This window comes from Acidovorax sp. NO-1 (assembly GCF_000238595.1).
In the GTDB taxonomy this organism is placed as follows: Bacteria; Pseudomonadota; Gammaproteobacteria; order Burkholderiales; family Burkholderiaceae_C; genus Acidovorax.
The window spans coordinates 79,521-101,289 of sequence record NZ_AGTS01000077.1 but is presented as its reverse complement, the minus strand read 5'-3'; the positions used below and the strand labels follow the sequence as shown (position 1 = coordinate 101,289).

The window sequence follows — 21,769 nt, the reverse complement described above, 5'->3', positions numbered from 1 at the left end:
CCGAGGCCGTGGCGCCGCTCGCCACCGCAGCCTCTACCGCCGAGTTTGATGACTTCTACCCCCGCCGATATCGCCAGCGTGCAAACGCTGCCCCAGCTCCTGGCCTACCGCGCCGCGCGTACCCCCCATGCCGAGGCCTACCGGGCTTTTGATCCCGCCCGCCAGGCATGGGCCAGCCTTACCTGGGCACAAACCGCAGAGCGTGTGAGCACGTGGGCCCAGGCCCTGGCAGCCATGCAGTTGCCCCGGGCAGCCCGCGTGGCCATCTTGCTGCCCAACGGCCTCCACGCCATGTGCGCCGACCAGGCCACGCTGGCCACTTGTGGCGTGCCCGTGCCGCTGCACGCCATCGACAACCCCGGCAGCATCGCCTACATCCTGGCGGACTGCGAGGCATCGATGCTGATCGTGAGCCAGGCCGAGCAGTGGGAAAAGATCCGCACCGTGGGCACGCCGTTCCCGGCCCTGCGCGCCGTGGTCGTCACTGACGCCGACGAAGCCGCTATGGTGACGCTTGCGACTGGCGACGATGGCCCTGTGGTCGGTACGCTGGCGCAGTGGCTCTCCGGCGCGGAGCATGCGGCCGCGCTGCGTACCTGGACGCCACCGGGTGAGGATGACCTGGCCGCCATCGTCTACACCTCAGGCACCACCGGCAAACCCAAAGGCGTGATGTTGACCCACCGCAACGTGGTCAGCGACGTGAAGGCGGTGCTCGAGCGCATTGCACCCACGGTGGACGACGTGTTCCTGTCTTTCCTGCCGCTGTCGCACACGTTTGAGCGCACGGGCGGCTATTACCTTCCGATTGCAGCGGGCAGTTGCGTGGCCTATGCGCGCTCGGTGGCCCAGTTGGCCGAAGACCTGAAAACCATACGCCCCACGGTGCTGGTGTCGGTGCCGCGCATTTACGAGCGCATCCACGCCAAGCTGCTCGAAAAACTCTCGCCCACGCCCTGGAAGGTGCAGCTGTACGAAGCCGCGCAGAACAAGGGCTGGGCCCGGTTTTGTGCAGCCCAGGGGCTGGCTGCCCCCACGCCGGACGCCAGCAGCCAGGCCGCAGGCTGGATGGCCGCCCTGCCCTGGCCCGTGCTGCAGGCCCTGGTGGCCAAGCCTTTGCTGGCCCAGTTTGGCGGCCGTGTGCGCGTGGCGGTGAGTGGTGGCGCCCCGCTGTCGCCCACCATTGCCAAGTGTTTTCTGGGCCTGGGGCTGCCGCTGATCCAGGGCTACGGCATGACCGAGACCGCACCGGTGGTGTCGGTCAACGCATTGGACGACAACGACCCCGCCTGCGTGGGCAAGGCCCTGCCCGGCGTGGAGGTGCGCATCGGCGACAACCACGAGCTGCAGGTGCGCGGCCCCATCGTGATGAAGGGCTACTGGAAGCGCCTCGAAGACACCGCGCGCATCCTGAGCACCGACGGCTGGCTGGGCACCGGCGACCAGGCCGACATCGTGAACGGCCGCATCTACATCAAAGGCCGCATCAAGGAAATCATCGTCACATCCACTGGCGAAAAGATCCCGCCGGGCGACCTGGAACTGGCCCTGCTGGCCGACCCGCTGCTGGAGCAGGCCTTTGTGGTGGGCGAAAACCGCCCCTTCATCGCCTGTGTGGCCGTGCTGAACCCGAGCGAGTGGCAGCGGCTCGCCGCTGACCTGGGCCTGAACCCCCAGGCGGCTGACAGCCTGAGCCACCCCAGCGTGCACCGCGCCGTGCTGGCGCGCATCGAAAAGAACACCGCCAGCTTTGCCCGCTATGCCGTGCCGCGCACGGTGCACCTGACGCTAACGCCTTGGACGATTGAAAACACCTTCATGACGCCCACGCTCAAGCTCAAGCGCAACAACCTGATGGCGCACTTTGCCGAAGCCATCGAAGGCATGTACCAGAAGCCGGTGCGCTGAGACCGGGCTCGTTCAAAGCACCAGCTCTCCTTCGGTGGCGTAGGCGGCGCCAAACCGGTTCGCCAGGAAATCAGGAAGTGCCACGGACTCCTGGCCCACGAAGCCGCACTGCGGCAAACGCCCCGCTGCCACCAGATCCAACGCCGTGCAGATGCCCGCGGCTGTGGTGAGCTGAATGGCGCTCAACGTGTGCCCTGCCAGCTTAGTGCCCATGATGCGGGCGGAGTATGAGTCCTGCACCAGCCGCCCGCCCTTGAGGCCCGATGCGGTGGCAAACACCACGATCACATCCTGGTCCGTGGTGGGGATGGCGGTTTCCAGAATGTCCTTGAGAAGATCGCGCCGGTCGCGCAGGCGCAGGTCGTTGAGCAGCAGCTTGAGGATGGCGTTGTGGCCGGGGTAGCGGATGGACTGGTAGTCCACCTGCCGGGCCTTGCCTGCCAGCGTTTCGGTCAGCGTGCCCAGCCCACCCGAGGTGTTGAAGGCCTCGTACTCCACGCCGTCCAGCGCAAAGGTTTCCAGCCCCTCCAGCGCGGGCACCGTGGTGCGCACGCCGTCCACAATGGCTTCGCAGGGGTTGCAATACTCGTTGATGAGGCCCTCGGTGCTCCACGTCAGGTTGTAGCGCAGGGCACCCTGCGGGTAGCGGGGCAGCGCCCCCACCCGCATGCTCAGCGTGTTCAGGGTGTCAAAGCGCCGGGCCAGGTCGTTGCCCACAACGCCGATGAAGCCGGGGGCGAGGCCACACTGCGGCATGAGCACGCTGGGGGCGTTGGCGGCCAGCGCGCGGATGGCCTGGGTGCTGGCCACGTCCTCGGTCAGGTCAAAATAATGCACACCTGCGCGTGCGCACAACGTGGCCACGGGAACAGCGCGATGGAACGGCAATGCGTTCAGCACGGCAAAGCGACGGTCGATGGCGGCCTGCAGGCTCGCGTCGTCTGTGACCAACCGGGTGGAGATGCCCAAAGCCGCCACCTCGGCCAAGCGGGCCGGATCACGGTCCGCCACCAGGATGTCGTAGTCGCCCGACTGCTGCAGCAAGAGCGCCATCGCAAAGCCGATGTGACCCGCCCCCAGGATGGTGATGGCGCGGCGGGCGGTGGAGTTCGAGATAGTGGCAAAGGTGGTCATGGCAGCGCTCCCGGTAGTGCTCGCCGCATGCAGCGGCGAGGTGTTGTGAATGCCTTGATGCTAGGCAACAGCACTGTCAATGTGTAGCTTCAAAAACGTCGAAACCAGCTCTTTGTTTTGCCATAACGACGAATATGATGGGCGTTATGACTTTCTGGACGGAGCCCTCATGACCCAAGCCCTGGACGACACCGACCGGCAACTGCTCAGCCTGTTGCAGGCCAATGCGCGCGAGGGCACGGCCACGCTGGCGCGCAAGCTGGGCTTGGCCCGCACCACCGTGGTGGCGCGTATTGCGCGGCTGGAGCGCTCGGGCGTGGTGGCGGGCTACGGGGTGCGGCTGGGTACGCGGCTTGACGCCACCACCGTGCGGGCCTGGTGCAGCATCAGCGTGCTGCCCAAGACAGCGCCCGCTGTGCTGCGCGCGCTGGAGGCCATGGCCGAGGTCGAAGAGGTATCGGCCGTGAGCGGGTCGTTTGACTACCTGGTGTTCTTGCGATGCACCAGCCACGAGCAGCTCGACACCCTGCTCGACAAGGTGGGCCAACTGGACGGCGTGCACCAGACGCAGACCAGCATCGTGCTCAGCCGCAAGATCGACCGCCGCAGCGTGGGTTCATAGCAGGCAACTGGAGTGATGCTATACATTCAGTAGCTGGTAGCGCTTTACAGTCAAGCGATTCAAGGCTTTTTGATCAGAAAAGCCGCCTTCAGGACATTGAGGCAGCCGCCATCAACACCGGGTACCAATGCAAAAGGGCTTCCTTGTGGAAGCCCTTTTTTGCAATTGGCAGATGCTGCGAGGCACCCGCCAGAGAATGCTCCTGATTACAGAGGAGTCTTCTTGCCGTCCTTGTACACGTACAGCGTGATGGCAGGGTTCTTCATTTCGCCGTTGGGTTCAAAAGCGATGGTGGACGTGACGCCCTTGAAGTTGGACTTGGCCAGCTCGTTCACATACACCTTGGGGTCCACGGAGTTGGCCCGCTTCATGGCGTCGACCAGCAGGAACGTGGCGTCGTAGGTGTAGGGGCTGTAGACCTGGAACTGGCCTGGGTACTTGGCATCGTACTTGGCCTTCCAGGCCGTACCGCCAGGCATCTTGGCCAGCGAAGAACCGCCTTCAGCGCAGATCACGTTGCCCAGGGTCTTGGCACCGGCTGCCAGCTTGGCGATTTCAGACGTGCAGACGCCGTCACCACCGAAGTACTTGACGTTGCCCATGCCCAGCTGTTCCATCTGGCGCAGCATGGGGCCGGCTTGAGGGTCCATGCCGCCGAAGAACACGGCATCAGGATTCTTGGACTTGATGGCGGTCAGGATGGCCATGAAGTCGGTTGCCTTGTCGGTGGTGAACTGCTCGTCAACCACTTTCATGCCCTTGGCAGCAGCCGTCTTCTTGAACACGTCTGCCACACCTTGGCCGTAAGCAGTACGGTCGTCGATGATGGCCACGGTCTTGAGCTTCAGCGTATCCACGGCATAGAACGCCAGACCAGCGCCCAGTGCGTTGTCGTTGGCGATGATGCGGAAGGTGGTCTTGTAGCCGGGCTTGGTCAGGTTGGGGTTCGTTGCCGCGCCCGTCACCATCGGAATACCGCAGTCGTTGTAGACCTTGGAAGCAGGGATCGTGGTTCCGGAGTTGAGGTGACCCACAACGCCCGCGACCTTGGAGTCGCACAGCTTTTGCGCAGCGGCCGTGCCTTGCTTCGGATCCGCAGCATCATCTTCAGCCTGAAGTTCAAACTTGATCTTCTTGCCACCGATGGTGATGCCTTGAGCGTTCAGCTCTTCAATGGCCATGCGGGCGCCATTTTCGTTGTCCTTGCCGTAGTGGGCTTGGGCGCCGGAAACCGGAGCCACGTGGCCGATCTTGACCACCTGCTCTTGTGCAGAGGCCACACCAGCAGCAGCCGCGATAGCAGCAACCACGGTCAGTTTCAACTTCAATTGCATATCAATCTCCAGTAAAGATAAACGCTGAGAATATTCTTGTGTCTCAACGCAGGCGAACATATCGCAATTTACGGGCCAGATCATTAGGGAACACGATTAAATGCGAGGGAAACCACAGGGGAATACCCTGTCATCCCTTTGTGGCTGTGGGTGCGCCACTCGCAAGCTCGTCGGCGACCGCTTCATAGACGGCGTGCCGCACGACAGATTCAATCTCCTCGCGCAGGCGCGGAAGCACGGATCGGGTCTGCTCCTGCACCACCGTGGCGATTGCCTCGCGCAGGCGTTGATCAAGGACAACATCCACCCGCTGCATGACTCGGTGCACCATGTATTCCTCCATGCCTTCCGGCAGCGGGCGGTTCAACATGGGGCGGGCGGGTGCTCTTGCCGGTGCTGGTGCGGGTGCTGCCATCGGTGCCACGGGCTTGGGCGGGGGCATCGCCACGGCGGGCGGTATCCGTGGGCTGGTTGAGCTGAATGCCGGGGGAGCCATGGGGCGGGCAGCAGGCAAGGGTGAAGGGCTCGGGGGCGTACCGCCGGTTGCCCTGCTGAAACAGTTGCAGCCGCTGGCCTTGCACCCGCTGCTGCCGCTGGCGACATGACCGTGGTACGCGTTGGTGCAGCGGCCGGCACCGGTGAGCGCCCGGACTCCGGCATCTGCACCACTTCGGTGAGTGTGGGCACAAAGCGCGGGGGTGTTTTGGGAGGAGGCAGAGCCATCAGCCAGCTTTCAATACAAGATCATGGCGGGTGATGGCGTAGCCGCGCGAGGCGTAGTGGCGCCAGCGCGCTCGCGCCTGTCCCCGGTCGATTTCATCGTGTGCGCTCACCACCTCCACCAGCCGGCCAAACTGGCCAAATCCTTCCAGCACGTCCGCGTGCAGGTTCAGCAGCACATCGTGGTGCGGCACAGAGCGGATATCCGTCGCAAGAAGCACAGGCGATGCAAGAACCAGATCTTCATCCGCATCGGCCATGCAATGGGCTACGAAGTCCTGGGGTGCCAGATTCCACAGCTGGCGGTCCAGCAAGGCCAGCGTGTCCGTTGGTGCAGCAATCACAAGGCGCGCCCCGCTGCGCGTCACCTTGCGGGCAAAGCGGCAGGCGTAGGCCAGCTTGTCCGGTGCGTTGAAGTGAAACGCAACTTCGGTCATGGCGAATCAGGGCGCCTTGGCACGCGGTGCGCGTTTCGCCGTAGCCGGCTTGCGCGCGGGTTGGGCCGCCTGGGCCTGCCCCAGCAGGTAGTGGATCAGCAGTCCGACCGGCCGCCCCGTAGCCCCTTTGGATGCCCCGCCCTTCCAGGCCGTGCCGGCGATATCCAGGTGCGCCCATGGCATCTCGCCCACGTACTTCTGCAGGAATTTGGCGGCGGTGATGGAGCCCCCGGCGCGGCCGGCCACATTGCCCATGTCTGCAAAGTTGCTCTTGAGCCCTTCGGCGTAGTCGTCGTCCAGGGGCATGCGCCAGCAGGGATCCTGCGCCACCTCCCCTGCGGCATGCAGCGCGGACGCCAGCGCATCGTTGTTGGAGAACATGCCGCTGCGCACCCCGCCCAATGCGATCACGCAGGCGCCGGTCAGCGTGGCCACATCCACCACCGCGGCGGGCTTGAAGCGGGCCGCATAGGTGAGCGCATCGCACAGAACCAGCCGCCCCTCGGCATCCGTGTTGAGGACCTCGATGGTCTGCCCGCTCATGCTGGTGACCACGTCACCGGGCTTCACGGCGCGGCCATCCGGCATGTTTTCGCAGGCAGGGATCAACCCGACGACATTGATCGCTGGCTGCAGCTCGCCCAAGGCACGGAACGCGCCCAGCACGCTGGCAGCACCGCACATGTCGAACTTCATCTCGTCCATTTCAGGGCCGGCTTGATCGAGATACCGCCGGTGTCGAAAGTAATGCCCTTGCCCACCAGCACCACGGGTGGTTGGTCCTTGGCCGCGCCGTTGTAATGCAGTTCGATGAACCGCAAGGGCTCCTCAGAGCCCCGGGCCACCGCCAGAAAGGCCCCCATGCCCAGCCGCGCCACCTCCGCCGGGCCGTGCACCTTGCACTGGATGCGCGGCAGCTTCGCCAGCGTCCTGGCAGCATCTGCCAGCAGGCTGGGGGTGGCATGGTTGGCGGGCCGATTTCCCCATTCCCGCGCGAACTCAATCCCGGCAACCAGCGCGACACCCGCGTCGAAATCCTCACGTGCGGCCGGCGCGTCCTGCACACCGACCACACAGCGGTTCAGGCTGCGGGCCTCGGCCTTGCTCTTGGTGGTGACGTACACATAGCTGGCTTCTGCCACCGCCTGCACGCAGGCACTGACAGCACCGGCCGACGCCTTGCCGGCAAAACACAGAACCAGGCGCTTGGTCTGGGCTGCCTTGATGGCGCTGCCCACGGCCTGCACTGCCTGGCGCGTGGCGCGCGCGGAACCATCGCCGTGCCCCACCAGCACGACGCGGCGGGCGGCTACCGCTGGCACCTGATAGAGCTGCAACTGCTTGCCGGCCTTGGTGGAAAGATCACCGTTCTTGATCGCAAGTGCCGCCAATGCCGACAGGGCATCCTTGCCAGGCTTGAATCCATCGGGGAGCAAAACAACCAGCAGGTCGCATTTTTCTGATGCAGCCGCAGCAAGTTCGAGGGTCTTGAGATCAAAGTTCATAATTGGTGTTTTCCTTCGAGCCAATGTTATTCGATTCATCCATCCGCAAGGAGCTGGCGCGCAGCTTCGGCGCGACGCTTGTGGTGCTGGTGACCGTGGTCATGACCATGATGCTCATCCGCACGCTGGGGCAGGCATCCAAGGGCAGCGTGAGCCCTTCGGATGTGATGCTGGTCATGGGCTTCACCGTGCTGGGCCAGCTGCCGACGATCCTTAGCCTGAGCCTCTTCATTGCCGTCGTGGGCACGCTGTCGCGCATGTACCGCGACAGCGAAATGGTCATCTGGTTTGCCAGTGGCCGCGGCCTGATCAGCCTTTTGCGCCCGTTGCTGCGGTTTGCCTGGCCGGTGATGGTGGTGATTGCCGTGCTGTCCCTTCTGGTATGGCCCTGGGCCAACTCCCAGATCCAGGAACTGAAAACGCGCTACGAACAGCGCAGCGACATCGACCGCATCGCTCCCGGCGAGTTTCAGGAATCCTCCAACGGCAGCCGGGTGTTTTTCATCGACAAGGACAGCCCGGACACCCAGGCGGGCAACAACATCTTCATTGCGGCCACCGAAGGCGCGCGCGAATCGGTCACCTCTGCCCGCAGCGCGCGGCTGGAGATCCGCGACGGCGATCGCATTGCCGTGCTGAGTGATGGCCAGCGACTGGAAACCTCGCGCGATCAACCCGGCGTCAAGATCAGCGAGTTTGCCGAATACGGCACGCGCATCGGGTCTGCGCCGTCCGGCTCGCCGGAAGAGTTTTCAGTGAAGACCCGCGCCACGCACGAACTGCTCATGAAGCCGACTCCGGCCTACCGCGCCGAGCTCGGCTGGCGCCTGGGGCTGGCACTGGCCGCCATCAACTTTGTGGTGCTGGGCCTGGCGGTGGCCAGCGTAAACCCCCGCGCGGCACGCAGCACCAGCCTGGTGTTTGCCCTCTTTGCATTCATCGTTTACTACAACCTGATGACGCTCGGACAAAGCTGGGTGGGCGCCGGCCGTCTGGGGCTGGCCAGTTTCATGCTGCTGCTGCACGGCGGCATGCTGCTGACGTCGCTGCTGATCCTGGCTGCGCGCCACAACCACTGGTCCGTGCGAAGCATCTGGCAACGCAGGCTCGCCCGGAGCGCAGCATGAAAACCCTTCGACGACTGATCCACCGCGAAGCCCTGTTTGCCGTCGCTTTTGTCACGGTGGGGTTTCTGGCAATGTTCTTTTTCTTTGATCTGGTCGATGAGCTGCGCTCGGTGGGGCGCAGGGGCCCGGAAGGCTACCAGCTCTCCCACGCATTCCTGTTCGTGGTGCTGAGCATACCCAGCCATCTGTACGAGCTGCTGCCCATCACGGTCCTGATCGGCACCATCTTCGTAATGGCACGCCTTGCGCAGAGTTCTGAGTTCACCATCATGCGCACGAGCGGGATGGGCCCCTGGCAGGCCTTGCGCACCTTGCTGGCGCTGGGCGGCTTTTTTGTGCTGCTGACCTTTGCCATCGGAGACTACATTGCCCCAGCCACCGACCGCGCCGCCCAGCTGGTCAAGGCGAAATACCTGGGCAGGCTGACCACGGGAGCCACGGGCGCCTGGCTCAAGGAGCGCCAGGAGGACCGCTCGTATGCCGTTAACGTACGCGCGCTCACGCCCAATGGGGGCATGCAGGATGTGCGCATCTTCGAGTTCGACGCCCAGGGCCGGCTGGCCTCGCAGACCCGTGCCGCTTCGGGCCAGTTCGCAGCAGATGGCGCATGGACCCTTGAAAACGTGCAAACCAGCCGCTTCGAGCAGCGCGATGCGGACCAGGCGCATGTGGAACACCTGCAGATTCCTTCGCTGCAATGGCCCACCCGGATCAGCGCCGACATGGTGGCCGCCTCGCTGCTCAAGCCCGATCGCATGGCCACCATCGACCTGTTCCAGTACATCCGGCACCTCGATGCCAATGGCCAGTCGGCCCAGCGGTATGAGATCGAGTTCTGGCGCAAGGTGTTTTATCCGCTCTCCTGCCTGGTGATGGTGGTGCTGGCGCTGCCCTTTGCCTACCTGCACTTCCGCTCGGGGGGCATCGCGGGCTACGTGTTTGGCGGGGTCATGGCGGGTATCAGCTTCTTCCTGCTGAACAACGTTTTCGGTTACGCGGGCAATCTTCAGAACTGGTCGCCGTGGCTCACCGCCGCAGCGCCCGGGCTCATTTACTCGGCGCTCTCGCTGGCCGCCTTTGGGTGGCTGGTGCTTCGCCGGTAGTTTTTTAGTCTTTTAGGCCTCTAACGCTTATGCAGCAAGCGCAAGCAGCTATCATTTTGTTTGCCCACGGTTCACGTGATGTACTTTGGCGCGTGCCGCTGGAGGCGGTAGCGGCGCGCATCGCTGCGCAGCAGCCCGACCGGCTTGTGGTGTGTGCCTATCTGGAGCTGTGCACCCCATCGCTGGCCGATGCCTGCCGCCAACTCGCGGCCCAGGGCGCAACGCAGATCACCGTAGTTCCCATGTTCCTGGGCACCGGCAAGCATGCCCGGGAAGACCTCCCCCTGCTGGTGCAGGATTTGCGCAACACCCACCCGGCTATTGAATTTCATGTGCAGGCTGCCATTGGCGAAGACCCGCGCATGACGGCATTGATGGCCGAAATTGCTTGCGAGGCCCCACCCAACTGACGTGGAGTTTTCATCGAATCGCTTAGACGGTTGCAGCATAATGATGCAACCCTTTAGGCGATATCAGATATGAACCTGCACCAATTCCGCTTCGTTCAAGAGGCGGCGCGCCGCAACCTCAACCTGACCGAGGCCGCCAAGGCCCTGCATACCTCGCAGCCCGGGGTCTCCAAAGCCATCATCGAGCTGGAAGAAGAATTGGGCGTGGACATCTTTGCCCGCCACGGCAAACGCCTCAAGCGCATCACCGAGCCCGGCCAGCACGTGCTCAAAAGCATTGAAGTCATCATGCGCGAGGTGGGTAACCTGAAGCGCATTGGCGAGCAGTTCAGCGCGCAGGACAGCGGCACCTTGAGCATCGCCACCACCCACACCCAGGCCCGCTATGTGCTGCCGGTGCCTGTGGCCCGGCTGCGCGAGGCCTACCCCAAGGTCAACATCAGCCTGCACCAGGCCACACCGCACGAGGTGGCGCGCATGGTGATCGACGAAGTGGCCGAGATCGGCATGGCCACCGAATCGCTGGCCGACTACCCCGACCTCGTCACCCTGCCCTGCTACGAATGGCAGCACGTGCTGGTCGTGCCCAACGACCACCCGCTGGCGCAAAAGGAACGCATCGGCCTGGACGACCTGGCCCACGAATCCCTCATCACCTACCACCCCTCCTTCACCGGCCGGGGCAAGATCGACCACGCCTTTGCGGCGCGCAAGCTCACGCCCCGCATCGTGCTCGAAGCCATCGACTCCGACGTGATCAAGACCTACGTGCGCCTGGGCCTGGGCATCGGCATCGTGGCCGAGATGGCCATGCGCGACGACCCGGTGGGCGACCTGGCCGTGCGCCCGGTGGGGCACCTTTTTGGCCAAAGCGTGGCCCGTGTGGCTTTCAAACGCAGCGCTTACCTGCGCAATTTTGTCTACAAGTTTGCCGAACTGCTCAGCGACCGCCTGAGCCGCGACCTTATCGCCCGCGCGATGACCGGCCATGTCAACGACTACGAGCTGTGATTGCGTCGTGATCCACCTGCCCCTGAAACACCTTTGATTTTTACGTTGTTGCGCCATGACCCAAGCTAACGCTGCCGCCCGCACCCCAGCCTTCCCCAGCAAGCTGCCCCACGTCGGCACCACCATCTTCACCGTGATGTCGGCCCTGGCCACCGAACACAAGGCCGTCAACCTGGGCCAGGGCTTTCCAGACTTTGAATGCGCCCCCGACCTGGTGAACGCCGTCACCGCCGCCATGCAGGCCGGGCACAACCAGTACCCGCCCATGCCTGGCATCCCGGCGCTGCGCGAGGCCGTGGCCCGCAAGATCGAGGCGCTGCACGGCCGCGCCTACAACCCCAACACCGAAATCACCATCACCGCTGGCGCCACGCAGGCCATCATCACCGCCATCCTGGCCATCGTGCATGCTGGCGACGAGGTGATCGTGCTCGACCCCTGCTACGACAGCTATGTGCCCAACATCGAGCTGGCCGGTGGCAAGGCGGTGCGCGTGCCGCTCACACCCGGCACCTTCCGGCCCGACTTCGCCAGGATCAGCGCGGCCATCACGCCCCGCACCCGCGCCATCCTCATCAACAGCCCGCACAACCCCAGCGCCACCATCTGGACGGCCGAGGAAATGCGCCAGCTGGAGGACCTGCTGGCGCCCACCGACATCCTGCTCATCAGCGACGAGGTGTACGAACACATGGTGTTCGACGGCGCCGAGCACCAGAGCGCCGCGCGCTTTGCAGGCCTGGCTGCCCGCGCGTTCATCGTGTCGAGCTTTGGCAAGACCTTCCACGTCACGGGCTGGAAGGTCGGCACCGTGGCGGCCCCCGCCGCCCTGACGGCCGAGTTCCGCAAGGTGCACCAGTTCAACGTGTTCACCGTCAACACGCCCATGCAGCACGGCCTGGCTGCCTACCTGCAAGACCCCACGCCCTACCTGCAACTGCCCGCGTTCTACCAGGCCAAGCGCGACCTGTTCCGCCAAGGTTTGGAGGGCTCGCGCTTCAAGCTGCTGCCCAGCACCGGCAGCTACTTCCAGTGCGTGGACATCTCGGCCATCAGCGATTTGAACGAGGCCGATTTCTGCCAGTGGCTCACCCGTGAGGTGGGCGTGGCGGCGATTCCGCTGTCGGCGTTCTATGGCGACGGGTTTGACCAGCGGGTGGTGCGGTTCTGCTTTGCCAAGAAGGACGAAACGCTGCGTGCAGCGCTGGAGCGGCTGCGCAAGCTCTGATCTGCAGGGCCTATTGAGGCCCTACCTCGTCTGCCGCGCCAGCCACACCCCCGCCACTGCCAACGCCATCCCCACCAGCGCCCAGCCGCTGAGCGTCTCGCCAAACATCGCCCAGGCGATCAGCGCGGTGGTGGGCGGGGTCAGGTAAAACAGGCTGGCCACGTTCACCGCGCCGCCCCGGCGAATGAGCAGGTTCAGCAGGCTCACGGCCCCCAGCGAGAGCACCAGCACCAGCCACCCCAGCGCAAACACAAATTTGCCGGTCCACGATATGGCCATGGATTCGGTGGCGTAGGCGGCCGCAGCCATCGCCACCGCACAGGGCAGATACTGAATGACGGAGCCCGTGCGCAAGTCGAACGAGGGGCAGAACCGCTTTTGGTACAGCGTGCCGGCCGTGATGCCCAGCAGCGCGACCACAGCGGGCAGCAGCATGCCCAACAGCGCTCCGGCCGGCACGGTGGCCACCTTGCCGGCCACCACCAGCGCCACGCCGGTAAAGCCCAGGGCCAGGCCCGCCCACTGGGCCGGCCGCACCTTCTCGCCCAGCAAAGCCCCGGCCACCAGGGCGGTCAGCAGTGGCTGCAACCCCACCACCAGCGCCGTGATGCCCGACGGCAGCCCATGCCCGATGGCCATGAACACCCCGCCCAGGTACACGCCGTGCACCAGCAGGCCCGACACCCCGATGTGCAGCCAGGCCCTGCCCGTTGGCGGCCACGGCGCACGCGCCACGGCGACCACCGCGAGCATGAGCACGATGACGATGGCAAACCGCAGCGCCAGAAAGGTCAGCGGCTCCACAAACGGCAGCCCCAGCTTGGCGCCGATAAAACCGGTGCTCCAGAGCGCCACAAACAGCAGAGGGACGAGGGAATCGAGCTGACTGGAAGCGCGTGGACGAAGCGGAGTGGCCTGGGTCATGAGAAATAGGAACGGAATGTGCCGAAGCGCGCGACCGTCGCAGAAACCATAGAAGCTGGAAGAGCGATGGCGGGGCACAGCAAAAAGGCGCGGGGTGCCCATGATCGCACCTTGAGCAAGTTCTCGCTGCGAGCTCACGTGCCGCGGGGACAACGAGGGCCAGGCCGACCTCTGCAACGCTGGCTCAGATAGAAGTTTTGCAACGAATTGGCCTCTAGCGCACGCCCGTAAAGCGCTAGTAGCTATATATTTTGAAGCACTTTAAAACTGTCCCTGCCCGTGCCACGCGTCATAGAGGTGGATATTGGTGGATATGGACCGAACATTCACCATAGAGCAGCGACGGCCCCAGAGATGGGTTACCGGTGGGCGCCAAAGTCCCAATCCGCTCACCGCGTGCATCGCAACGCCCGCTCGCCCGCCACGCGCAGGCGCTCCCTCAGCGACACAGGTGCCAGCACCTCAAAATCGACCTCCAGCGCCATGAGCCAGAACACCAGCGCATCACTGGCGGCGCATTCCAGCTGGCACCGCTGCCCATTCCCCAGCGCCGTGACCACGCCCGCTGACGGCGGAATGCGGCGCGCCATTTCTGCGTAAGGTGCGAGCAGCACCACCCGGGCCTGGTCGGCATGCGGCGCCAAAGTGATGGAGCGCGCCACATAGGCCTTGAGATCTCCGCCATCCGGCCCGGGGCGCGGCGTGAAATGCGCGCCGACTTCCAGCTTTGCCACCATGCGGTCGATGCGGAAGGTGCGCCAGTCGCTGCGGCCGCAGTCCCAGGCCACCAGGTACCAGCGCATGCCCGTGTGCACCACGCCCTGCGGCTCCACCGTGCGCTGGGTGGTGCGCCCCTTGCCGTCCTCGTACGAGAACCCGAGCCGCAACTGGTCGCGGCAGGCCGACGCCAGCGTGGCCAGCAGCGAGGCTTCCACCACCGGCCCGGTGCGGTCCAGCGGCAGGATGGTGGAGCGCAACGCGTCCACCTGTTCGCGCAGCCGCAGGGGCATGGCGTGCTCCAGTTTCACCAAGGCGCGCAAGGCGGGTTCTTCAATGCCGCCCACGGCACCCGCAGTGGCGGTGCGCAGCGCAATCGACACGGCTAGCGCTTCATCGTCGTCCAGCAGTAATGGCGGCAACGCCTGCCCCGCGCGGAAGGCATACCCGCCCGCCACGCCACTGCTGGCCTGCACCGGGTAGCCCAATTGGCGCAGGCGGTCGATGTCGCGCCGCAGCGTGCGCGGGTGCACCTCCAGGCGTTCGGCAAGTTCGGGCCCCATCCAGTGGCTGCGGGTTTGCAATAGAGACAGCAGGCGCAACAGTCGGATTGAGGAGGTCAGCATGGCGCCACTGTACGGTGGATCGAGGACTGAAATTGTCCGCAATGATTCTTACAGTGACTCCACCTTTTTTCCACCACTACCAAGGAGTTCTCCATGTCCATCGTCCTTTACTGGCACCCCATGTCCAGCGCCACCCCTATCGCATGCGCCCTCACCGAACTGGGTGTGCCGCATGAGCGCGTGAAGATCGACATCCGCACCGGCGAACAGCGCCGCCCGGAGTACCTGGCCCTCAACCCGAACGGCAAGGTGCCCACGTTGACGGTGGACGGCGCGCCCATGTTCGAAGCCCTGGCCATCCATTTGTGGCTGGGCCATCGCTATGGTGTGGACCGTGGCCTGTGGCCCGCAGGCGGCACACCCGAGGCGTTGCAGGCCCTGTCGTGGTGCACGTGGTCGTATGTGACCTATGGCGCGCTGGTGGGGCGCCTGCATGTCGCCACCCAGGGCGAAGAGGTGTGGCGCAACACCGCCCAGGCAGAAGCAGTCATGCGTCAGCTGAACGAGCTGTTGGAAGTGCTGGACGCCCGGCTGGTCCTGCAACCCTGGATGCTGGGTGCCGACTATTCGCTGGTGGATTTAGTAGTGGGCTCGGTGCTGGGCTACAGCGTGTACCTGGGCGCGCCCGTCCATGCGCACCCGCATGTGCAGGCCTGGCTGGACCGGGTACAGGCGCGCCCTGCGATGCAGATCGACGCCTGACCGAGGCCCATGGCTGTCACACAGGCGGCCGCGGCCTACAGCAGCACGATGTCGTACTGCTCCTGCCCCATCGCACTTTCTGACTGCAGCGAGATCGGCTTCCTGATGAAGTCCGAGAGGCCGGCCAGGTGCTGGCTTTCCTCGTCCAGAAACAGCTCCACCACACGGGGTGAAGCCACCACGCGGAACTCGCGCGGGTTGAACTGGCGGGCTTCGCGCAGGATCTCGCGCAGGATGTCGTAGCACACGCTGCGCGCGGTCTTCACGCTACCTTTGCCCTGGCAGGCTTCGCAGGGCTCGCACAACATGTGGGCCAGGGATTCGCGGGTGCGCTTGCGCGTCATCTCCACCAAGCCCAGCTGCGAGAAGCCGCCCGCCATGGTCTTCACGCGGTCGCGGGCGAGCTGTTTTTTGAACTCTGCCAGCACGGCCTGCTGGTGGTCGTCGCGCACCATGTCGATGAAGTCCACGATGATGATGCCGCCCAGATTGCGCAGGCGCAGCTGGCGCGCAATGGCCTGGGCGGCCTCCAGGTTGGTCTTGAAGATCGTGTCGTCAAAATTGCGTGCGCCCACATAGCCACCGGTGTTCACGTCGATGGTGGTGAGCGCCTCGGTCTGGTCCACGATGAGGTAGCCGCCCGATTTCAGATCGACCCGGCGGCCCAGGGCCTTGGCCACTTCCTCGTCGATGGAATACAGGTCAAAGATGGGCCGCTCGCCCTTGTAATGCTGCAGCTTGCCCACGGCAGCGGGCATGAATTCCTGACCAAACGCGCGCAGGCGCTGGAACTGCTCCATCGAATCGATACGGATGGTCTGCGTGTGGTCGCCCACCAGATCGCGCAGCACGCGCTGCAGCAGATCCAGGTCCTGGTGCAGCAGCGACATGGCGGGCAGCTTGAGAGATGCCTCCTTGATGCGCGCCCAGGTCTTGCGCAGGTAGGCAATGTCTTCGGCCAGTTCGGCATCGGTCGAATCCTCACCGTTGGTGCGCAGGATGAAGCCGCCGCCACCGCCCGTGGATTTGTCGCCCACCAGCGCCTGCAGCCGCGCGCGCAGGGCATCACGCTCGGCGGGCGGAATCTTCTGCGACACGCCCACATGGTCGTCCTGCGGCAAGAACACCAGCAGGCGCCCGGCCACGCTGATCTGCGTGGACAGCCGCGCGCCCTTGGTGCCAATCGGGTCCTTGATGACCTGCACCATGAGCGACTGTCCCTCGAACACCTGCTTTTCAATCGGCACCTGCGGCTCGTTCTTGCGGGCGAATGCAGGCGGCTCGCCGTCTGGCTGGCGCTGCCACACATCGGCCACATGCAAAAACGCAGCACGTTCCAGGCCAATGTCGATAAAGGCCGACTGCATGCCGGGCAAGACGCGCGAAACCTTGCCCAGATAGACGTTGCCCACCAGGCCACGCTCCAGCGTGCGCTCCACATGCAGCTCCTGCACGGCGCCATGCTCCACCACAGCCACACGGGTTTCCTGGGGCGACCAGTTGATCAGGATGTCTTGTTGCATGACAGCGTCACCATGTTCTTTTGCTTATAGAGGGAAGCCCGCCGCACGCAGCAGTTGCGCCGTCTCGTACATGGGCAGGCCCATGATGCCCGAATAACTGCCCGCCATGTGCTCCACATAGGCCGCTGCACGGCCCTGGATGCCATAGGCACCCGCCTTGCCCAGCGGTTCGCCGCTGGCCACGTAGGCATCGATCTGCGCGGGCGTCATGGCAGCAAACGTGACACGCGACACCGACAGCGCCGAAAGGCGCTTGGGACCCACTTGCAGCGCCACGGCGGTGAGCACACGGTGCTCGTGGCCCGCCAGCTCGGCCAGCATGCACGCCGCATGGGCGGCATCATCGGGCTTGCCGTAGATGGTGCGGCCCAGCGCCACTGTGGTGTCCGAGCACAGGATGGGCGCCTGCGGCAATTGGCGCCTTGCGCGCCGGGCCACAGCGGCATCAAGCTTGAGGGCGGTCACGCGCTCCACATAGGCCGTGGGCGCTTCGCCGGGCAGCACTACCTCGATGGCCTCGGCGTCTTCGGCCTCGTCGCCCTCCACATTGGGCAACAGCAGCTCGTGGCGCACGCCCAGTTGTTCAAGCAGCTGACGGCGGCGCGGGCTTTGGGAGGCGAGGTAGATGAAGTCAGGCATGAACAGATTTATGGTCAAAATCGGCTCTAGCGCTTATCCATCATGCGCTAGTAGCTATCAATAAAATAGTAACGCATCAGCACACCCGCTGGCACCACCTCATTCGCGGTGGTAGGGGTGCCCGGCATTCACGGACCAGGCGCGGTACAGCTGCTCGATGAGCAGCACGCGCACCATGGCGTGGGGCAAGGTCAGATCCGACAGGCGGATGCGTTCGTGCGCCGCCTGCCGAAAGGCGGGGTCCAGTCCATCCGGCCCGCCGATGACCAGCGCCACATCGTCGCCGCCCAGCTGCCAGCCTTTCAGGCGTTCTGCCAGGGCCTTGGTGGTGAGGTTGGTGCCGCGTTCGTCCAGCGCCACCACGCGCGTGCCACGGGGGATGGCCGATTCGATGCGCTCACGCTCGGCGGCATACAGCGTCTCCAGCGTCTTGGAGCCGCGCGGCTCCGTCTTGACGGCTTTGAGCTCGACCTTGAGCTCCGGGGGAAACCGTTTGGCGTAATCGTCGTAGGCGGTCTGCGCCCAGTCGGGCACGCGCTGGCCCACGGCCACGATCAGCAGCTTCATGGCAACTCAGGCGCGGTGCGCGGGTGAGCGGGTGCGGGAGGGCCGTCGATGGACCAAGGCTGCAATCACTTGCGGCCCGGTGCCCTCTTGGCTGCAGGTTTGGCGGCAGCGCCGCCACGTGCTGCGGTGGGCTTGGCACCCGCCTTGGCAGCAGCTGCGGATTTGCCGCGGGGAGCCGATGGCTTGACCACCACGGTCTTGATCGGTGCCTTGGTGGCCGCCGGCTTCTTGGCAGCAGTGGTTGGCTTTGCGGTAGTTTTGGCCGGTGTGGCCTTGGCCGTGCTGCTGCTCTTTGCGGGGGCTTTGGCGGGCGCTTTGGCTGTTGTTTTGGCTGCGGGCTTTGGAGCAGATTTGGAGGCAGCGGCTACCGGCTTGGCGGCTGTCTTGGCAACGGCCTTCACCGTGGCTTTGCCCGATCGCGCAGGCACCGCAGGTGCCGCGGCTGCCTTCTTGGCGGGCGCCTTGCCAGCGGCCTTGGCGTCCGACTTGGCAGCCTTCTGGGCCGATTTCTTCTCGGCCAGTTCGGTGGCAGCGCTGGAGACCGGCTTGGCGGCACCCAGCTTCAGGCGCACGGGCGTGTCGCCCCACAGCTCTTCCAGTCGGTAGTACTGGCGGATGGCGGGCTGCATGATGTGCGCCACGGCCGCGCCGCAGTCCACGATGATCCATTCGCCGTTGTCTTCGCCTTCGATGCGCGGCTTGGTAAAGCCCGCTTCTTTCACCGCGTCGCGCACGCTGGCGGCCAGGGCCTTGGTCTGGCGGTTGGAGGTGCCCGATGCCACGATCACGCGTTCAAACAGCGGCGAGAGATGCTCGGTGTTGAAGACCTGAATGTCTTGCGCCTTGACGTCCTCCAGGCCATCAACGATGGCGCGCTGGAGTTTCGTAACGTCTTTTTTGGCGGCGGTTTCCGATTTGGTGGAGGTGGTCATCAGGCGGTGATTAGAAAGGGAATGGAATCAATATAGCGTGCAACGCAGCGCACAGCCAGCGGGCTGAGCCTTGGGTGTTGCGCGGGTGTCGTGCTGGGGCGCTGCAGCAATGTGAGGTGTTTTTGGCCTCTGGCGCTCATCTGAAAAGCGCAGGCAGCTATTGAAATTATAGCTTTTGCGCTTCTCGCAGCATTCAGGGCGTGGTGACGGCCCCATCTGCGAGCCAGTCGCGCCGCACCAGAAAGCGCTGCGTGAGGTCGGCTTCAGCCGAGTCGGCAGCGTCAGCGCGCTGGTAGGACCACGACACCAGCGGCGGCATGGAGAGCAGGATCGACTCGGTGCGCCCGCCCGACTGCAAGCCAAAGTGCGTGCCGCGGTCCCACACCAGGTTGAACTCCACGTAGCGCCCGCGGCGGTAGAGCTGGAAGTCGCGTTCGCGCTCGCCGTAAGCAGTGCCCTGGCGTTTCTCGACGATGGGCAGATAGGCGCTCAAGAACGCGTCGCCCACCGACTGCGTCATGGCCAGGCTCTGCTCGAAGCCCAGTTCCGAGAAGTCGTCATAGAACACGCCCCCCACGCCGCGCTGCTCGCTGCGGTGCTTGAGGTAGAAGTATTCGTCGCACCACTGCTTGAAGCGCGGGTACTTGTCATCGCCAAAAGGCGCCAATGCATCGCGGCACGTGCGGTGAAAGTGCACTGCGTCTTCCTCAAAGCCGTAGTACGGCGTGAGGTCCATGCCACCGCCAAACCAGCAGGTCGGCGCCTGGCCGGGGTGGCCGGCCGCGATCATGCGCACGTTCATGTGCACGGTGGGCACATATGGATTTCGCGGGTGGAACACCAGCGACACGCCCATGGCCTCGAACGGGGCCCCCGCCAGCTCTGGCCGATGCTGCGTGGCCGACGGCGGAAGCTGGGGGCCGCGCACATGGCTGAAGCCACAGCCCGCGCGTTCAAACACCAGACCGCCTTCCATGATCTTCGTGATGCCGTCGCCCTGCAGCATCTCGCCGGGCGGTTTGCTCCAGGCGTCGGCCAGAAAGCGGGCGCCGCCCTCGCCTTGTGCGGCTTCCACGGCTTCGAGTGCATCGGTGATGCGCGCCTGCAGGCCCTGCAAGTAGCTGCTTACGGTCGCCACGGTAGTGGCCGGATTCAATCCAGGTTGTTGCATTTCAGTTATCCATTGCCATCGGCGCCATGCGCTGCCGGTAAAACTGGCGCGGCCCAGGCCAGGGACGCCAAGCAAGTGCCGCACCGCAGCGAGGGCGTTGTCCCCCTGTGGGGGGAAGGCGCCGCAGGCGACTCAGGGGGGGCTATTTCACCGCCCGGAAGCCAATGTCGCGGCGGTACTGCGCACCATCAAAGTGAATGCCGCGTGCCACGTCATACGCACGTTGCTGCGCCTGCTTCACGCTGTCGGCCAGCACGGTCACGCACAACACCCGACCACCGGTCACGCTGACCACACCGTCTTTCAGCTGTGTGCCCGCATGGAACACCATGGCATCGTCCGCCTCGGCGGGCAAGCCGGTGATGGGGTCGCCCTTGCGGGGGTTTTCCGGGTAGCCAAGGGCCGCCATGACCACGCCTAAAGCGGTGCGACGGTCCCATTCCAGTTCCACCTGATCGAGTTTCCCATCGGCGCCAGCACCCAGCACATCGGCCAAATCGCTTTTGAGGCGCATGAAAATGGGTTGGGTTTCGGGGTCGCCCATGCGGCAATTGAATTCGAGCGTCTTGGGATGCCCCTTGGCATCAATCATCAGGCCGGCATACAGAAAACCGGTGTAGGGAATGCCGTCCTTTTCCATGCCACGGATGGTGGGCAGGATGATTTCGCGCATCGCGCGGGCGTGCACATCGGCCGTGACCACCGGCGCGGGCGAATAGGCCCCCATACCACCGGTGTTGGGGCCTTCGTCGCCGTCCTTCAGGCGCTTGTGGTCCTGGCTGGTGGCCAGCGCCAGCACGTTCTTGCCGTCGCACAGCACGATGAAGGAGGCTTCCTCGCCTTCGAGGAACTCCTCGATCACCACGCGCGCGCCACCTTCGTTGTGGGTCACGCCGTATTTGTTGTCCACCAGCATGAAGTCCACGGCATCGTGGGCCTCCTGCAGCGTCATGGCCACGACCACGCCCTTGCCTGCCGCCAGGCCGTCGGCCTTGATGACGATGGGCGCGCCCAGCCGGTCCACAAACGCGTGGGCGGCAGCCGGGTCGGTGAAGGTGTCGTAGTCGGCGGTGGGGATACCGTGGCGGCGCATGAAGGCCTTGGAAAACGCCTTGGAACTCTCGAGCTGCGCCGCAGCCTTGGTGGGGCCAAAGATGCGCAGGCTGTTGGCACGGAACTCATCGACCACGCCGGCGGCCAGCGGCGCCTCGGGGCCCACCACCGTCAGCGCGATTTTCTCGGCCTGCGCCCACATGCGCAGCTCGCGCACGTCGGAGATCGCCACATTTTCCAGCTTGGAGTTCAAGGCGGTGCCACCGTTGCCAGGCGCCACAAACACCTTGGTCACCTTGGGGGACTGGCTCAGTTTCCACGCCATCGCGTGTTCACGGCCGCCGCCACCAATCACAAGTACTTTCATAGGAACCTT

General features: G+C 64.7%; 21 protein-coding genes and 1 pseudogene. 9 read left to right on the top strand and 13 right to left on the bottom strand.

What is annotated here, in order from left to right; translation table 11 throughout:
- Nucleotides 1-48: 48 nt before the first annotated feature.
- Complete coding sequence (locus KYG_RS10425; RefSeq protein ID WP_008904854.1) at nt 49-1,908, top strand: long-chain fatty acid--CoA ligase; 1,860 nt, start codon at nt 49-51, stop codon at nt 1,906-1,908.
- Nucleotides 1,909-1,920: 12 nt separating this feature from the next.
- Here KYG_RS10425 and KYG_RS10420 read toward each other — a convergent pair whose 3' ends face one another.
- Nucleotides 1,921-3,042 carry a saccharopine dehydrogenase family protein gene (locus KYG_RS10420; RefSeq protein WP_008904853.1) on the bottom strand — a complete coding sequence of 374 codons (1,122 nt, stop codon included), beginning with the start codon at nt 3,040-3,042 and terminating at the stop codon, nt 1,921-1,923.
- 169 nt (nt 3,043-3,211) lie between these two features.
- Between KYG_RS10420 and KYG_RS10415 the strand changes: the two genes are divergently transcribed.
- The gene (locus KYG_RS10415; RefSeq protein WP_008904852.1) at nt 3,212-3,664 is read left to right on the top strand and encodes an Lrp/AsnC family transcriptional regulator; all 453 of its coding nucleotides are present in this window, start codon (nt 3,212-3,214) and stop codon (nt 3,662-3,664) included.
- A 206-nt stretch (nt 3,665-3,870) separates the two neighbouring features.
- On the opposite strand, the gene KYG_RS10410 is transcribed toward KYG_RS10415, so the two are convergent.
- Together KYG_RS10410 and KYG_RS10405 are read right to left on the bottom strand one after the other, a co-directional pair.
- A complete protein-coding gene (locus KYG_RS10410; RefSeq protein ID WP_008904851.1) occupies nt 3,871-4,998 on the bottom strand; it encodes a branched-chain amino acid ABC transporter substrate-binding protein in 1,128 nt (375 codons plus the stop codon).
- 130 nt (nt 4,999-5,128) lie between these two features.
- Entirely contained in the window at nt 5,129-5,329 is a 201-nt protein-coding gene (locus KYG_RS10405; RefSeq protein WP_034694105.1) for a hypothetical protein, read from the bottom strand.
- Here KYG_RS10405 and KYG_RS10400 point away from each other — a divergent pair.
- Nucleotides 5,328-5,603, top strand: coding sequence for a hypothetical protein (locus KYG_RS10400; RefSeq protein ID WP_139019353.1), 276 nt, complete (start codon nt 5,328-5,330; stop codon nt 5,601-5,603). The two genes, KYG_RS10405 and KYG_RS10400, sit on opposite strands and share 2 nt — an antisense overlap.
- 117 nt (nt 5,604-5,720) lie before the next feature.
- Here the strand turns inward: KYG_RS10400 and KYG_RS10395 are convergent, their stop codons facing one another.
- Both KYG_RS10395 and KYG_RS10390 read right to left on the bottom strand, forming a co-directional pair.
- On the bottom strand, nt 5,721-6,155 hold the full coding sequence (locus tag KYG_RS10395; RefSeq protein ID WP_008904848.1) for a DNA polymerase III subunit chi: 435 nt from the start codon (nt 6,153-6,155) through the stop codon (nt 5,721-5,723).
- Nucleotides 6,156-6,161: 6 nt separating this feature from the next.
- Nucleotides 6,162-7,660: pseudogene (locus KYG_RS10390) on the bottom strand (leucyl aminopeptidase).
- A gap of 23 nt (nt 7,661-7,683) precedes the next feature.
- On the opposite strand from KYG_RS10390, the gene lptF reads away from it, so the two are divergent.
- The 5 genes from lptF (at nt 7,684) to KYG_RS10365 (ending at nt 12,539) form a co-directional block, all read left to right on the top strand.
- A complete protein-coding gene (lptF, locus tag KYG_RS10385) occupies nt 7,684-8,787 on the top strand; it encodes an LPS export ABC transporter permease LptF (protein WP_008904847.1) in 1,104 nt (367 codons plus the stop codon).
- Nucleotides 8,784-9,890, top strand: coding sequence for an LPS export ABC transporter permease LptG (lptG, locus tag KYG_RS10380; protein WP_008904846.1), 1,107 nt, complete (start codon nt 8,784-8,786; stop codon nt 9,888-9,890). The genes lptF and lptG overlap by 4 nt, the downstream gene beginning before the upstream one ends.
- 29 nt (nt 9,891-9,919) lie before the next feature.
- Nucleotides 9,920-10,300 carry a sirohydrochlorin chelatase gene (locus KYG_RS10375; RefSeq protein WP_034694052.1) on the top strand — a complete coding sequence of 127 codons (381 nt, stop codon included), beginning with the start codon at nt 9,920-9,922 and terminating at the stop codon, nt 10,298-10,300.
- A 69-nt stretch (nt 10,301-10,369) separates the two neighbouring features.
- Entirely contained in the window at nt 10,370-11,311 is a 942-nt protein-coding gene (locus KYG_RS10370; protein WP_008904844.1) for a CysB family HTH-type transcriptional regulator, read from the top strand.
- A 55-nt stretch (nt 11,312-11,366) separates the two neighbouring features.
- On the top strand, nt 11,367-12,539 hold the full coding sequence (locus tag KYG_RS10365) for a pyridoxal phosphate-dependent aminotransferase (protein WP_008904843.1): 1,173 nt from the start codon (nt 11,367-11,369) through the stop codon (nt 12,537-12,539).
- Between the two features lie 21 nt (nt 12,540-12,560).
- Here KYG_RS10365 and KYG_RS10360 read toward each other — a convergent pair whose 3' ends face one another.
- Both KYG_RS10360 and KYG_RS10355 read right to left on the bottom strand, forming a co-directional pair.
- Nucleotides 12,561-13,463 (bottom strand): DMT family transporter, encoded by a 903-nt coding sequence (locus tag KYG_RS10360; RefSeq protein ID WP_034694042.1) that lies wholly within the window; start codon nt 13,461-13,463, stop codon nt 12,561-12,563.
- A 389-nt stretch (nt 13,464-13,852) separates the two neighbouring features.
- Complete coding sequence (locus KYG_RS10355; protein WP_034694041.1) at nt 13,853-14,806, bottom strand: YafY family protein; 954 nt, start codon at nt 14,804-14,806, stop codon at nt 13,853-13,855.
- A 93-nt stretch (nt 14,807-14,899) separates the two neighbouring features.
- On the opposite strand from KYG_RS10355, the gene KYG_RS10350 reads away from it, so the two are divergent.
- Nucleotides 14,900-15,508, top strand: a complete 609-nt coding sequence (locus tag KYG_RS10350; protein ID WP_008904840.1) for a glutathione S-transferase family protein — start codon at nt 14,900-14,902, stop codon at nt 15,506-15,508.
- 35 nt (nt 15,509-15,543) lie between these two features.
- Here the strand turns inward: KYG_RS10350 and rng are convergent, their stop codons facing one another.
- The 6 genes from rng to purD all read right to left on the bottom strand — a co-directional run bounded on the left by rng (nt 15,544) and on the right by purD (nt 21,760).
- Entirely contained in the window at nt 15,544-17,031 is a 1,488-nt protein-coding gene (gene rng / locus KYG_RS10345; RefSeq protein WP_008904839.1) for a ribonuclease G, read from the bottom strand.
- 24 nt (nt 17,032-17,055) lie between these two features.
- Complete coding sequence (locus tag KYG_RS10340) at nt 17,056-17,670, bottom strand: nucleoside triphosphate pyrophosphatase (protein ID WP_008904838.1); 615 nt, start codon at nt 17,668-17,670, stop codon at nt 17,056-17,058.
- A 99-nt stretch (nt 17,671-17,769) separates the two neighbouring features.
- Nucleotides 17,770-18,237 (bottom strand): 23S rRNA (pseudouridine(1915)-N(3))-methyltransferase RlmH, encoded by a 468-nt coding sequence (rlmH, locus tag KYG_RS10335; protein ID WP_008904837.1) that lies wholly within the window; start codon nt 18,235-18,237, stop codon nt 17,770-17,772.
- Between the two features lie 65 nt (nt 18,238-18,302).
- Nucleotides 18,303-19,169, bottom strand: a complete 867-nt coding sequence (rsfS, locus tag KYG_RS10330; protein WP_008904836.1) for a ribosome silencing factor — start codon at nt 19,167-19,169, stop codon at nt 18,303-18,305.
- Between the two features lie 193 nt (nt 19,170-19,362).
- A complete protein-coding gene (gene hemF, locus KYG_RS10325) occupies nt 19,363-20,340 on the bottom strand; it encodes an oxygen-dependent coproporphyrinogen oxidase (protein ID WP_034694038.1) in 978 nt (325 codons plus the stop codon).
- Nucleotides 20,341-20,482: 142 nt separating this feature from the next.
- Complete coding sequence (gene purD / locus KYG_RS10320; protein ID WP_008904834.1) at nt 20,483-21,760, bottom strand: phosphoribosylamine--glycine ligase; 1,278 nt, start codon at nt 21,758-21,760, stop codon at nt 20,483-20,485.
- Nucleotides 21,761-21,769: the final 9 nt, after the last annotated feature.

Bases quoted from the DNA above. Each gene is read 5' to 3' on its own strand.
- KYG_RS10425 (WP_008904854.1), top strand. From the start codon at position 49: ATGACTTCTACCCCCGCCGATATCGCCAGCGTGCAAACGCTGCCCCAG.
- KYG_RS10420 (WP_008904853.1), bottom strand. From the start codon at position 3,042: ATGACCACCTTTGCCACTATCTCGAACTCCACCGCCCGCCGCGCCATC.
- KYG_RS10415 (WP_008904852.1), top strand. From the start codon at position 3,212: ATGACCCAAGCCCTGGACGACACCGACCGGCAACTGCTCAGCCTGTTG.
- KYG_RS10410 (WP_008904851.1), bottom strand. From the start codon at position 4,998: ATGCAATTGAAGTTGAAACTGACCGTGGTTGCTGCTATCGCGGCTGCT.
- KYG_RS10400 (WP_139019353.1), top strand. From the start codon at position 5,328: ATGTATTCCTCCATGCCTTCCGGCAGCGGGCGGTTCAACATGGGGCGG.
- KYG_RS10405 (WP_034694105.1), bottom strand. From the start codon at position 5,329: ATGGTGCACCGAGTCATGCAGCGGGTGGATGTTGTCCTTGATCAACGC.
- KYG_RS10395 (WP_008904848.1), bottom strand. From the start codon at position 6,155: ATGACCGAAGTTGCGTTTCACTTCAACGCACCGGACAAGCTGGCCTAC.
- lptF (WP_008904847.1), top strand. From the start codon at position 7,684: ATGTTATTCGATTCATCCATCCGCAAGGAGCTGGCGCGCAGCTTCGGC.
- lptG (WP_008904846.1), top strand. From the start codon at position 8,784: ATGAAAACCCTTCGACGACTGATCCACCGCGAAGCCCTGTTTGCCGTC.
- KYG_RS10375 (WP_034694052.1), top strand. From the start codon at position 9,920: ATGCAGCAAGCGCAAGCAGCTATCATTTTGTTTGCCCACGGTTCACGT.
- KYG_RS10370 (WP_008904844.1), top strand. From the start codon at position 10,370: ATGAACCTGCACCAATTCCGCTTCGTTCAAGAGGCGGCGCGCCGCAAC.
- KYG_RS10365 (WP_008904843.1), top strand. From the start codon at position 11,367: ATGACCCAAGCTAACGCTGCCGCCCGCACCCCAGCCTTCCCCAGCAAG.
- KYG_RS10360 (WP_034694042.1), bottom strand. From the start codon at position 13,463: ATGACCCAGGCCACTCCGCTTCGTCCACGCGCTTCCAGTCAGCTCGAT.
- KYG_RS10355 (WP_034694041.1), bottom strand. From the start codon at position 14,806: ATGCTGACCTCCTCAATCCGACTGTTGCGCCTGCTGTCTCTATTGCAA.
- KYG_RS10350 (WP_008904840.1), top strand. From the start codon at position 14,900: ATGTCCATCGTCCTTTACTGGCACCCCATGTCCAGCGCCACCCCTATC.
- rng (WP_008904839.1), bottom strand. From the start codon at position 17,031: ATGCAACAAGACATCCTGATCAACTGGTCGCCCCAGGAAACCCGTGTG.
- KYG_RS10340 (WP_008904838.1), bottom strand. From the start codon at position 17,670: ATGCCTGACTTCATCTACCTCGCCTCCCAAAGCCCGCGCCGCCGTCAG.
- rlmH (WP_008904837.1), bottom strand. From the start codon at position 18,237: ATGAAGCTGCTGATCGTGGCCGTGGGCCAGCGCGTGCCCGACTGGGCG.
- rsfS (WP_008904836.1), bottom strand. From the start codon at position 19,169: ATGACCACCTCCACCAAATCGGAAACCGCCGCCAAAAAAGACGTTACG.
- hemF (WP_034694038.1), bottom strand. From the start codon at position 20,340: ATGCAACAACCTGGATTGAATCCGGCCACTACCGTGGCGACCGTAAGC.
- purD (WP_008904834.1), bottom strand. From the start codon at position 21,760: ATGAAAGTACTTGTGATTGGTGGCGGCGGCCGTGAACACGCGATGGCG.